Annotated in this window: 10 protein-coding genes; 8 read left to right on the plus strand and 2 right to left on the minus strand. The window is 31.4% G+C overall.

The genetic code is table 11. The features are described from left to right. Positions 1–89: 89 nt before the first annotated feature. The 5 genes from fabG (at position 90) to B3C18_RS01450 (ending at position 5,510) form a co-directional block, all read left to right on the plus strand. A complete protein-coding gene (gene fabG / locus B3C18_RS01430; protein ID WP_073481292.1) occupies positions 90–836 on the plus strand; it encodes a 3-oxoacyl-[acyl-carrier-protein] reductase in 747 nt (248 codons plus the stop codon). 84 nt (positions 837–920) lie between these two features. Then, positions 921–2,948: a hypothetical protein gene (locus tag B3C18_RS01435; RefSeq protein WP_291141233.1), complete on the plus strand. Its 2,028-nt coding sequence runs from the start codon at positions 921–923 to the stop codon at positions 2,946–2,948. Positions 2,949–3,214: 266 nt separating this feature from the next. After that, on the plus strand, positions 3,215–3,556 hold the full coding sequence (locus B3C18_RS01440) for a hypothetical protein (protein ID WP_291141236.1): 342 nt from the start codon (positions 3,215–3,217) through the stop codon (positions 3,554–3,556). 17 nt (positions 3,557–3,573) lie between these two features. After that, complete coding sequence (locus tag B3C18_RS01445) at positions 3,574–4,470, plus strand: LysR family transcriptional regulator (protein ID WP_291141239.1); 897 nt, start codon at positions 3,574–3,576, stop codon at positions 4,468–4,470. 74 nt (positions 4,471–4,544) lie between these two features. After that, on the plus strand, positions 4,545–5,510 hold the full coding sequence (locus B3C18_RS01450) for a YeiH family protein (RefSeq protein ID WP_291141242.1): 966 nt from the start codon (positions 4,545–4,547) through the stop codon (positions 5,508–5,510). Position 5,511: 1 nt separating this feature from the next. Here B3C18_RS01450 and B3C18_RS01455 read toward each other — a convergent pair whose 3' ends face one another. After that, positions 5,512–6,462: a hypothetical protein gene (locus B3C18_RS01455; RefSeq protein WP_291141247.1), complete on the minus strand. Its 951-nt coding sequence runs from the start codon at positions 6,460–6,462 to the stop codon at positions 5,512–5,514. Positions 6,463–6,634: 172 nt separating this feature from the next. Here B3C18_RS01455 and B3C18_RS01460 point away from each other — a divergent pair, with 172 nt between their 5' ends. Next, positions 6,635–7,633 (plus strand): zinc dependent phospholipase C family protein, encoded by a 999-nt coding sequence (locus B3C18_RS01460; RefSeq protein WP_291141250.1) that lies wholly within the window; start codon positions 6,635–6,637, stop codon positions 7,631–7,633. Between the two features lie 422 nt (positions 7,634–8,055). Here B3C18_RS01460 and B3C18_RS01465 read toward each other — a convergent pair whose 3' ends face one another. Continuing rightward, on the minus strand, positions 8,056–10,146 hold the full coding sequence (locus tag B3C18_RS01465) for an LTA synthase family protein (protein WP_291141253.1): 2,091 nt from the start codon (positions 10,144–10,146) through the stop codon (positions 8,056–8,058). Between the two features lie 201 nt (positions 10,147–10,347). Between B3C18_RS01465 and B3C18_RS01470 the strand changes: the two genes are divergently transcribed. Together B3C18_RS01470 and B3C18_RS01475 are read left to right on the plus strand one after the other, a co-directional pair. Further along, entirely contained in the window at positions 10,348–11,013 is a 666-nt protein-coding gene (locus B3C18_RS01470; RefSeq protein WP_291141256.1) for a response regulator transcription factor, read from the plus strand. Continuing rightward, a complete protein-coding gene (locus B3C18_RS01475; protein ID WP_291141260.1) occupies positions 11,014–12,420 on the plus strand; it encodes a sensor histidine kinase in 1,407 nt (468 codons plus the stop codon). Positions 12,421–12,707: the final 287 nt, after the last annotated feature.

Raw genomic sequence — 12,707 nt, forward strand, 5'->3', positions numbered from 1 at the left:
ATTCTGAGCCAATTTTTATAAAACAAATTTTATTAAATGCCCAAATACTCTATATTTGTAATTCGAAAAATAAAAACGAATACCTTAATATGAAATTACTAGAAGGAAAAGTAGCAATCATTACTGGCGCGAGCCGCGGAATTGGTAAAGGAATTGCAGAAGTTTTTGCTAAACACGGAGCAAACGTAGCATTTACATACAGTTCATCTGCTGCATCTGCAGAAGCTCTTGAAGCTGAGTTAAATAGTTTAGGAGTTAAAGCAAAAGGTTACCAATCTAACGCAGCCGATTTTAATGAGGCACAAACTTTTGTAGATGCTGTTTTAGCAGATTTTGGAACAGTTGATATTTTAATTAACAACGCCGGAATCACAAAAGATAACTTACTAATGCGTATGTCTGAAGCTGATTTTGACCAAGTTATAGATGTTAACTTGAAATCTGTTTTCAATATGACAAAAGCAATCCAAAAAACTTTCTTAAAACAACGTGCAGGATCTATTATCAATATTAGTTCTGTAGTTGGAGTTTCTGGAAACGCAGGTCAAACGAACTACGCAGCTTCAAAAGCCGGAGCAATTGGTTTTACAAAATCAGTAGCTTTAGAATTAGGTTCTCGTAATATTCGCTGCAACGCAATCGCTCCAGGTTTTATCGAAACTGAAATGACTGCAAAATTACCAGAAGATGTAGTAAAAGGATGGAGAGACGGAATTCCGTTGAAACGTGGTGGAACTACAGAAGATGTTGCAAACGCTTGTCTTTTCTTAGCTTCAGATATGAGTGCATACGTTACAGGACAAGTTCTTAATGTTTGTGGAGGAATGCTTACTTAAGGTACTGAGGTTCTAAGTTGCAAAGGTTCAAAGATTTTATTTTGAAATCTTTGAATTGTTAAATCTTCCAATTACTAAAAAAATATGACTACAAACACGATTTTATTATTATTACTTTCTTTAGTAATAGCGGGTGGTTTGTCGTACTTTCAATACTTTTATAAAGCCAAAAACAAATCAAATCTGATTTGGTTTTTGGCTTTTTTACGTTTTCTGGCCATATTTGGATTATTGGTTTTATTGATAAATCCGATAATTTCTAAAAGTTCGCTCGAAATAACCAAAACACCATTAGCCATTGCATTTGATAATTCGAGTTCAATAACAGCTTTAAAATCAGATAAAAAAGCAGTCGAATTATACCAAAAGCTAATTTCAAATCCTGCTTTAAAAGAAAAATTCGAAATTCAGTCGTATCAATTTGACGACGAATTTAAAACCTCAGATAAATTTGATTTCAAAGGAAAACAAACCAATTTAGACGAAGTTGCCAAGAATTTAAAAAGCATTAACAAAAACCTGACTTTCCCAACGGTTATTATTACCGACGGAAATCAAACTACAGGAAACGACTACGTTTACAGATTCGATCCTGCCAATAAAGTTTATCCGTTGGTTGTAGGAGATACAACGACGTTTTTTGATTTAAAAATAAATCAGCTAAACGTAAATAAATATGCATTCCACAAAAATAAATTTCCCGTTGAAGTATTCCTGCAATATGCCGGAGACAAAACCACAACTGCCGATTTTACAATTTCGCAGGGAAATTCAGTTGTTGCAAAAGAGAAAGTTTCTTTTTCTCCATCTAAAAAAACAGCCACTTTAAATTTGCTTTTACCTGCAGATAAAGTAGGATTACAAATTTTTAGAGCCAATATTTCATCAAACGCAAAAGAGAAAAATAGCTACAATAATATCAAGAATTTTGCAGTCGAAATAATCGATCAAAAATCAACAATTGCAATAGTTTCAGCAATAAATCACCCAGATATTGCGGCCTTAAAACAATCTATAGAAGTTAATGCACAGCGTAAAGTAATCTTGGTTAAACCAAATGATATTAATCAGTTACAAGAAGCTTCGGTTTTAGTTTTATATCAACCGACTTATGCTTTCAAACCAATTTTTGACAACAATAAAGCAGCCGGAAGAAATACCTTTATCATAACCGGAAACAACACCGATTTTAATTTTCTAAATCAGCAGCAAAACAATTTAATCTTCAAAATGAGCGGACAGGTTGAAGATTATTTATCAGAGTTTCAGCCACAATTTAATTTGTTTGCAATCGATAATATTGGTTTTGAAAACTTCCCGCCATTGCAAAATGCATTCGGAACAATTTCTACAAACGGAAATGTATCCGTTTTACTTTCTTCAAAAATCAGAAACGTTTCTACCAATGCACCTTTGTTGGCTTTCGCCGAAAACCAAGGAAAACGAACCGCTTTTCTTTTAGGAGAAAACAGCTGGAAATGGCGTTTACAAAGTCATATCGACAATCAGTCATTTGAAAAGTACGATGTTTTTGTAGATAAGATAATTCAGTTTTTGGCAACATCAACTTCAAAAAAATCATTGGTTGTAACACATGAAAGCTTTTATAATTCAGGAGAAGAAATCGTAATCAACGCCCAATACTTCAATAAAAATTATGAGTTTGACGAAAAAGCGAGACTTACAATTACCGTTACAAATGCCGAAACCAAACAAGCTAAAAACTACGATTTATTAAAAGGAAATAATTCGTTCTCCGTAAATTTAGAAGGATTAACAGCCGGAAAATATAATTTCACCGTAAAAGAATTAAATTCAAATACATCATATTCAAGTCATTTTGAAATTTTAGATTTTGATATCGAAAAACAATTTGTAAATCCTGATGTTTTAAAACTGAAACAATTGGCTTTACAAACCAACGGAAAAGCTTTCTTCGAAAATCAAGAACAAGATTTAATCAATACACTTTTAGAAAACAAAGAATACAAATCAATCGAGAAAAATATTTCCACCAAAACTCCAATAATTGATTGGGTTTGGTTATTGATTTTGATTGCTGCTTTGTTGACAACGGAATGGTTTGTTAGGAAATATAATGGGTTATTGTAGTTTTATATACATTATTATGTGAAGTCCCTACGGGACAAAATTGAATTTAAAACAATGGTTTTGCTACCGATATTTAATCTCTACGAGATTTACTTCGTTAATTTTTTTGCTGTTTTTTGTTAAATAAAATTTTATCAAAAGGATCAACATTATAAAAAAACTCCGTTAGGAGTTTCAGGTCGGTAGAAAAAAATATAGACGCCCCAATAGATTTGTCCCGTAGGGACTAAATATGAGCCAAAATTTATTCTAAAAACGATTTTACTATGTTCCCCAAAAAGATTTTAATTTTCTTTGGAATGTTTTTTTTAGTTATTTTTTCTTTAGTTTATATAAATGTAAGAAGAGAAAACAGAAAAGATTATCATTTTGTGATTACTAAAATTAACGAGAATGCAAAAGGTATGGTTACTGTTAGTGATAGTGTAACCGAATTTGGTTTTGCAAACTTTAATTCTTATAAAATAGATGTTCAAAAAGAAGACAGTTTAGTAAAAAGAGCATTTTCAAAAAAAGTATATATTTACAGAAGAGATAGAAAAACAGATAAATATAAATTAGTACTGTCGTTAAATGAATCGGGAATGTTCCCAATAGATTGGCAATAATTGCATAAAAATTATATATGGATTTCAGGCTAAAAGTTTTCTACACCGTTGCGCTCCGCCTTAATTTTACTAAAGCGGCAACAGAATTGTATATTACGCAGCCAGCAGTTTCAAAACACATTCAGGAACTCGAAGAAACCTACAAAACAAAACTTTTTGAACGAAACGGTTCTAAAATTGCTTTAACTCCAGCCGGAGAAATTCTGCTAAAACATACCAAAGGAATTTTCGAAATTTACCGGGAAATAGATTTTGAAATGAGTTCTTTTATCAGTGAACGCCAAGGATTATTGAGATTAGGCGCAAGCACAACAATTTCGCAATATATTATTTCTCCAGTTTTGGCACGTTTTCACCAAAAGCAAAAAGACATAAAAGTCAATTTGTTAAACGGAAATACAGAACAAATCGAAAACGCTTTAATCAATAAAGAAATCGAAATTGGAATTGTTGAAGGACAATCAAAAAATCAATCTATAAAATACATTCCGTTTTTAAAAGACGAACTAGTTTTAGTCTGCAACAGCAACAATCCATTTGTAAAGCAAAATGAAATTTCGGTAAACGATTTAAAATCAATGAAATTCATAACCCGCGAACGTGGATCAGGAACACTTGAAGTTATAGAATTTGCGCTTAAAAATGTTGGTTTAAAATTCTCTGACTTACAAATCGAAATGCAGTTAGGAAGTACAGAAAGTATAAAATCGTATTTATTAAACTCAGATTGTTTTGCTTTTATGTCCATTCATGCAGTAAATAAAGAATTGAAAAACAAAGAATTAATTGTTTTAGATATCGAAAAGTTATCTATTGAAAGACATTTTTACATTATTACTTTATTAGGAAAATCAGATCCTTTATCAGAATTGTTTATTCAAAATATCGCAAATCATTATAACTTGAAGTTATAGTCGATCGTATTTTACGATTGGCGAATTCCATTTAATCAACGGAACTTTGCAGAGTAAATATCAATTACTCTATTTTGAAAACGAAACAACATTCCGCATCACATTTATTTGAAATAAATCATTTTTTACAGCAATTAATTTTTGCTGTCGTAATCTTGCTGTGTCTATTTTCGATAATTTCTCCGCCAGTTGCTTTATTACTTGGCGTTATCATAGTGAATGTATTCGGAAATCCATTTGTAGAATTCAACAGCAAAGCCATAACTTTTTTATTGCAGTTTTCAGTAGTAGGTTTAGGCTTCGGAATGAACGCATCAAGTGCATTTTCAGCAGGAGAAGAAGGATTTGTGTTAACTATATTTTCAATTTTCAGCACCTTAATATTTGGTTTTCTGCTTGGGAAATGGCTTAAAACCGAGAAAAAAACATCCCATTTAATTTCATGCGGAACAGCAATTTGCGGCGGAAGTGCCATCGCAGCAATTTCACCTGTAATAAAATCAAATGAAAACCAAACATCAATTGCTTTAGGTGTAATATTTATACTAAATTCAATTGCATTGTTTGCTTTCCCATTTATCGGACATCAACTTGATTTGTCTCAAAAAGACTTCGGATTATGGTGCGCAATCGCTATTCACGATACAAGTTCTGTAGTTGGTGCGGCAAATAAATACGGAGCGGAAGCTTTGCAAATTGCCACAACTGTAAAACTAGCCAGAGCTTTATGGATTATTCCAATTTCACTTTTAACAGCAGTTATTTTTAAAAATAAAAACTCAAAAATAAAGATTCCTTATTTTATTGGATTGTTTGTTTTGGCAATGCTCATCAATTCTTACGTTCCGCAAGTATCGATTGTTGCACCGCATATTGTAAACCTTGCTAAAATTGGTTTAACTATTACACTGTTTTTAATTGGAGCAACTTTAAATGTAAACACTTTAAAATCAGTGGGAGTAAAGCCTTTACTTCAAGGAGTTTTTCTTTGGATATTTATTGCAGGTTTAAGTTTAGTATCAATTGTTTTTCTACGTTAGATTACTTCACATTAGAAAACTTTACAACCGGTTTACCAATTAATTTATATGATTTTCCCTTAAAAGAAAAACGTCTTTCAATTTCAAAATTAAATAACTTTTTAGTTTTTGCCATTGCAGCAATTTCTTCAGGAAGATCAACATCAAATTCATCTTCGGCTTTAGCAGCTTTATTAAAAGAGCCGTTCGTTTTTATAATAATATCTCTAAAATGTTTTTTGGTATTATCGTTCACAACAGTATAAGAGCCTGACCATTCAACACTCGCTACATTTGTTAACTGATATTTTTGTACTTCCATAATAGGCTGATATTTACCATCAAAACCAGCGACTAAGTATAACCAGCCTTCAAAAGGTCCGCCTGCACCGCCATTTACATGTAATAAAGTAAAAGCATATTGATCTTCTCCAATTTGTAAAAGTTTAGGTTTTGGAGATTGTGAAAAAGCACCAAAAGCAGCAACTGCAGGCTGAAAAGATCTCATTTCCCAAGCATTTCCATTTTTAGCAAATTTTGCCAAACCTAACAAACCACCAGAAAAACGTCCGGTTTGTAAACCATCAGCATCATAATATGAATGATTAAAAGCCAAGATTTTGAATTGGTTTCCTTTAGAATCAGAATAATCAATATTGGCAAGAAGCCTTGTCGCCACACCTTCGCTGTAAGGAAACAATTGATCGCCTTCAACACCATTGACATCAGTAAAAGGCAAAGGTTTACAAGTCTTGCATTTCCAGCTTATAAAAGTATTGTGATCAGAAAGCTTGTATAACTTTCCCGGAAACAACTTTTGCATTGTTTTTACACCATCAATAGGATCAGAAATTTTAAGTACTCTTTTTGGATTTAAAATAGTATCGTTAACGTTTTTCAGCTCTATGTCGGCTTCCTGAGCAAAACAACCAGAACTAAAAATAAGTATAAAAAACAAAGGTAAATGGCGCATATTTATAAAACTTAAGACTAAAACAAACATACAAAGAAAAACTCTTAACCTAAACTTATTATTACTCAGATGGTTTAAAAATTAATAAAAGTTAAATTAACACATTCTTGTAGGGTAATCTTTTAAATTATCTTTAAATACGGTAACTTTGCCTTCCAAATACAAAAACAAAATGAAAAACTTCAAAATGAGACCAAAATTGATCGCATTCTTCGCATTAATTATTGGTTTTTTTACTTTATCATGGGGAATTGTAGGCCATGAAAGAATTAATAAAGCAGCTGTAATGGCTTTACCACAACAACTTCAGGTTTTCTTTTACAACCACATTGATTTTATTACACAGGAAGCTTCTGTTCCGGATATTCGTAAATATGCTTTAAACTATAAAGACGAAAATCCAAGACATTATTTCGACATGGAAAACTTTGGTTCTGCAGACAGTATTCCGCAGTCAATGGAAGCCGCAAAGAAAAAATACGATGCTAAATTCCTGAATGATAACGGGATTTTACCATGGTATATTGAAGATATGATGGCGAAATTAACTAAAGCTTTTAAAGATAAAAACAGAGCAGAAATTTTATTTCTTGCTGCAGATTTAGGTCATTATATTGGTGATGCGCACATGCCATTACATACTTCTGCAAATCATGATGGACAATTGAGCGACCAAAAAGGGATTCATTCTCTTTGGGAAAGCAGACTTCCTGAATTATTCGCTAAAAATTATAAGTTAAATGTTCCGCAGGCAGAATATTATACAGATGTTCACAAAGCAATCTGGGACATGATAAACGATACGCACAGTTTAGCGCAGCCATTATTAGACATCGATAAAAAATTAAGAACTGCAACTCCGGAGAATCAGGTTTTTAAAATGGATACAGACGGAAAAGTATTAAAAAGCAAATACAATACTCCGATTTTCTCTGATGAATATGCAAAGAAACTAAACGATCAGTTAAACGGAATGGTGGAAAGCCAAATGAAAAAAGCTATTACTGCAACAGCAAGTTTTTGGTATACAGCGTGGGTAAATGCTGGAAAACCAGACTTAAGCGATTTAGATTCACCAGCAGTAACACAAAGAAATAACCAGGCTTTAAAAGACGATTTATTATTGTTCAAAAAAGGAGATTTATTCGGATTAAAGAATCAGAATGATTAAATTTTTGTTTCAGGTTTAAAGTTTCAAATTTTAAGAAAAAGCCTCAAATTCATTTAGAATTTGAGGCTTTTTGTTTTTAGTTGGTATTTGGAATTTTAAAAATTGGATCTTAAAATTTTGATTCAGATTGTAGATTTAGATTGCGTAGACGCACTGCTGTGCGTCTCTACGATTAATTCATGTCGATCAATTCATGTCGATCAATTCATGTCAATCAATTCATGTCAATCAATTTATGTCAATCAATTCATGTCAATATATTTTATACACAACGATATTATGTAGAGACGCACAGCAGTGCGTCTACGCCCAGTATTTCACGTGCAGATATAAAAAATCTGTTTAAACCCGCCAAATCTGCGTGCCATTAACCGCAATTTTTAAATTGGAATTTGGAATTTTAAAAATTGAGATTTAAAACTTTACTTCTGATATTTCTTCTCCTTCAATAAAAACGAAGCAGATTGGTAATAAGAAATAGTTTCATTAACCAAATCCATATTGTGCTTTTTTAAAGGCATTTCGTCGTACTCAACTTGAAAATCAGATGAAACACTATCTTTTGAATTTAATCTTAAAGCAAATTGTTTCACCTCTTGTTTAGGCGATAAAATAGTCAAAACATTATCCTTTATTAAACCCAAATCCTGATAAGTAGCAATAAAAGCCCTTGGTTTATAAGAAGGTTTTAAAACATCCTGTCCGAAAAACTTACTGTCATAATCAAAATGCAATAATCCAAAAAGTGTAGGCATAAGATCAATTTGCGACATTAATTTATTACATTTTTCAGGTTTTTCATTTGGCGTATAAATAAAAGCCGGAATTCTGTATTTATCAAGCGGAAGTTCTGTTTTTCCGGCACTCGAAGCACAATGATCAGCAACAATTACAAAGACAGTATTGTTGAACCAAGGCTGTTTTCGAGCCATATCAAAGAATTTTTTGAGCGCATAATCAGTATATTTTACGCCGCCGTCACGAGATTTAATATCGCCAGGAATATCAATTTTATTGTTTGGATAAGTAAAAGGCCTGTGGTTACTCACAGTCATAATATGATTAAAGAAAGGCTTATTTTGTCCCGCTTCAGCATTCATCACTTTAATCGCCTTGTTGTACATATCCTCATCACAAACGCCCCAAACATTTGAAAATGTGATTTCTTCTGGAGAAAAGCTAGATTTATCGACAATTTGATAACCGTTGCCAGAATAGAAATCCTGCATATTATCAAAAAAAGCATCTCCGCCGTACATAAATTTTACGTTATATCCTTTCTGTTTAAATACAGAACCAGTAGAAAATTTATTTTTATTGTCTTCGCGTTTTACAACACTTTCTCCGGCAGTTGGCGGAAGGCATAAAGTAACCGCTTCAAGTCCGCGGACAGTTCGGTTTCCGGCAGCATACAAATTAGTAAACTGAAGGCTTTTTTGAGATAAACTGTCTAAAAACGGTGTTATATTTTCTTGATTTCCATAGGTTTTCATGAAATCGGCGCTTAGGCTTTCAATCGTAATTAAAACCACATTTTTATGACTTTCAACAGAATCACTGGAAATTTTTTGAATTGTATTTTCTCCTGAAATAGTAGGGAACTGTTTCTTCAAAATAGAAAAAGCTTCCTGATTAGGCAGTGTTTTATAAAATTTGAAATAATCTAATTTGTTGTTTTCAAAAGCCAGATAGAACTTATATAATCCATTAGACTGCAATTCGTTTACAAATACATTTTTAGAATTTTCGGTCTTCGCCAAAGTTGGAATCGCAGCAAGTGAAATAACAAATAAAAGCCAGTAAACTCCAGATATTTTTACTTTTTCCGTAAAAGAAGGAATCTCATTAAGATAATTCTTAGACCTTTTAACTATAAAATAAGTAACAATCCCGCTAACCAGAAATAAAGCCGAAAATAAAGGAATTACAGGGTAAGACTGCATAATATTTCCGATAACTTCATTGGTGTAAATGAGATAATTAACCGCAATGAAATTGTATTTTACACCAAATTCATTCCAGAAGAAATATTCACTCAATCCGTTTTGGAGAATTAGTAAAACATATAGAAAAACGACAAACGAATAAAGCCAAAATCTAAGTTTGGTTCGATATTTTGGCAGTAAAAGAAAAGCTGTAAATAAAATTGTTTTTAATCCTATAAAAATTAAAACAATTCTGGGCAAAGCCCCTCCGTATTCGTCAAAAATACTTTTTCCCGAAGCCACATATAAAAGTAATAAACCCAAAAATCCTAAAATAATATATCCATAAGGCTTATTGTATTTAGATTCTGAAAGAAAAATGAGGTACAGCCAAAGAAAAACCGAGGCAATCAAGAAAACAAAAAAATCTGAAAGTAATCCTAAACCAAAGATTTTCAAGCTTTCTAAAAAATTAAAAGAACTTTGCGTTATTGGATGAAAAATCAAAACAATTCTCAATATAAAACTTACAGAAAAATAGAAAATGGCCAGATTATAAAATGGGGATAATTTTTTGAAAGAACTCATGGTATTTTATTTTTTGCAAAATTAATTTCGATTAATTAACAACAGATGAAGTTACCCTTTTACCTTACTTATTCTATACTTAATGTTTGCTTAAGATTACGTATTTTAACCTATTGTTATGATTTTAAGAGGTTAAAAGCCTTAAAATCTATATCTTTGAGGAGTAAAAGAGATACTAATCTTGGATCAAAATAATACGATATGCACATTTTAATTGTTGAAGATGAGTTAGGAATCGTTCAGTTTTTAGAACAAGGACTGCGCGAGGAAGGATATAAAATTACGACCGCAAATGATGGCTCAAAAGCTTTTGAATTAACTCAGAATCATAAATTTGATTTAATTTTACTCGATTGGATGATCCCTAAAATCAACGGTTTAGATTTATGCAAAGCCATCAGAATTAAAGACCCAAAAACACCCATAATTTTTTTAACCGCAAAAGATACCGTTCAGGAAACCATAGAAGGTCTGAAAGCAGGTGCAAATGATTATATCAAAAAGCCTTTTAGTTTTGAAGAATTAGTAGAAAGAGTTAAAATTCATTTTAGAAATAGGGGCGGAAGCGAAACACTTTCATTAGGAACGATTAAAATTGATCTTTCCAAACATATCGTTTTAAAAAATGATGAAGAAATAGCTTTGACACAAAGAGAATTTGAACTTTTGACTTATTTAATCCAAAATAAAGGCAAAGTCTGCACACGAAATCAGATTTTAAAAGACGTTTGGGATATTAATTTTGAATACGATACCGGCGTAATTGATGTTTTTATGAATGCTATTCGTAAAAAACTCAATTTAAAAATAGAAGAAGATTATATCAAAACCATCCGCAGTGTAGGTTATATCGCTAATGACTTATAAATGAACCAGCTTTCCTTTAAAAACAGAATCGCCTTAAACTATATTATAACCACAGGTCTGTTGATTTTAGTGGTTTTTTCGGTTATATATTCTATCGTAAAACATACTGTTTACAGTCATATCGACGAAAATATTAAAGTCGAAATTCAGAACCATTTAGAAGAAATAAAAGTACAAAATGGCAAAGTAATTCTTATTGACGAAGAAGAATGGGAAGAGCGTGAACACAATACAGTAGATGTAAATCCTGTATTTGTTGAATTTTTAGATTTGAATAAAAAAGTTATTGAAAAAGCACCAAATTTAAAAACACAAGCACTTGAATTTCATGATTCTGTAGAAGATTATGAGTTGTTTGATACCAAAATGGGCAATCATGCCATTCGACAAATTCAGGTCAAATTAAACGTTCAGAAGAAACCAATAGGTTATATCATTGTAGCAATGTCGCTGTCAGATTCTAAATTGGTATTAAATAATTTATTTGATATCATGTTTTTGTCTTTTTTAGCGATTTCAATATTGTTGTTTTTTCTGGCCAGATTTTTTGCAGGCAGAAGTATTAAGCCCATAAATGCTATAATTAATACCTCAAAAATCATTACAAAAGACAATCTGAAAGCCCGAATTCCGCTGCCCAAAACACGCGATGAATTGTACACTCTCTCCAAAACCATAAACAATTTATTAAACCGAATTGAAGATGCTATTGAACGTGAAAAACAATTCACTTCTGATGCTTCACACGAATTAAGAACTCCATTAACCGTTATTAAAGGAACACTTGAAGTACTTATTCGTAAACCTAGAGATAGCAGGGAATACGAAGATAAAATAAACTATTGTATAAACGAAGTTGATCATTTAAATATGCTCGTAGATCAGCTTTTAACAATGGCAAGATTTGATAATCAAAAACAGCAGATTAATACCGAAAAAGTCTATTTAAATGCAATAATTTTAGATGTTTTAACGCTGAATTCTGAGAAAATAAAAAACAAAAAACTCGATGTAAAATTTGATGCCGGAACAGATTTTTATATTCAGTCAGATAATTTCCTAATCATTACAATTCTTAGAAATATTATTTCAAATGCTTTGAAGTATACAAATCCTGATGGAGAAATTTCGATTTTACTTTTTAAAGAAAACAGTAAAATAGTTTGTAAAATTTCTGATAACGGAATTGGTATTGCAAAAGAAGATTTAGAAATGATTTTTAATCCATTTTTCAGATCTAATTATACAGAACATCCAGAAATTAAAGGAGTTGGTTTGGGACTTTCAATTGTAAAAAGAATTACAGAATTGCTTCATATTAAGTTTAAAATTGAAAGCGAGCTAGGAGCAGGAACAACCGTAATTTTGGCTTTTAATAAAGATTCGGAAAACGTTTTCGTAAATTGAAAATTTTCAATAAAAACAGTACTTCAGATTTTTTTTAACAATAAACTATCGTTAAGTTATATTAAAAATTGCTTTTTTATGAAATTAACTAGTATATTTGCAACCGAATCAAAGAATTATAAAACAAACCAAACAATGATTTCAAATCAATTACATCATCATCATTTTCATTATTGCTCTCAAGCGATGTGTTAATGGTATGCATGTAAATCATCATATTTTAAAACCCGTTTGAGTACATCAAACGGGTTTTTTTATACCAATTCTTTGTACTCAAACTATTAATC

Origin of the sequence: Flavobacterium sp. UBA7680 (assembly GCF_002482975.1) — a bacterium.
Taxonomy (GTDB): Bacteria; Bacteroidota; Bacteroidia; order Flavobacteriales; family Flavobacteriaceae; genus Flavobacterium.

What these genes read in the sequence shown, in the direction of transcription:
- B3C18_RS01440 (WP_291141236.1), top strand. Translation starts at nt 3,215, where the DNA reads ATGTTCCCCAAAAAGATTTTAATTTTCTTTGGAATGTTTTTTTTAGTT.
- B3C18_RS01445 (WP_291141239.1), top strand. Translation starts at nt 3,574, where the DNA reads ATGGATTTCAGGCTAAAAGTTTTCTACACCGTTGCGCTCCGCCTTAAT.
- B3C18_RS01435 (WP_291141233.1), top strand. Translation starts at nt 921, where the DNA reads ATGACTACAAACACGATTTTATTATTATTACTTTCTTTAGTAATAGCG.
- B3C18_RS01455 (WP_291141247.1), bottom strand. Translation starts at nt 6,462, where the DNA reads ATGCGCCATTTACCTTTGTTTTTTATACTTATTTTTAGTTCTGGTTGT.
- B3C18_RS01465 (WP_291141253.1), bottom strand. Translation starts at nt 10,146, where the DNA reads ATGAGTTCTTTCAAAAAATTATCCCCATTTTATAATCTGGCCATTTTC.
- fabG (WP_073481292.1), top strand. Translation starts at nt 90, where the DNA reads ATGAAATTACTAGAAGGAAAAGTAGCAATCATTACTGGCGCGAGCCGC.
- B3C18_RS01470 (WP_291141256.1), top strand. Translation starts at nt 10,348, where the DNA reads ATGCACATTTTAATTGTTGAAGATGAGTTAGGAATCGTTCAGTTTTTA.
- B3C18_RS01475 (WP_291141260.1), top strand. Translation starts at nt 11,014, where the DNA reads ATGAACCAGCTTTCCTTTAAAAACAGAATCGCCTTAAACTATATTATA.
- B3C18_RS01460 (WP_291141250.1), top strand. Translation starts at nt 6,635, where the DNA reads ATGAAAAACTTCAAAATGAGACCAAAATTGATCGCATTCTTCGCATTA.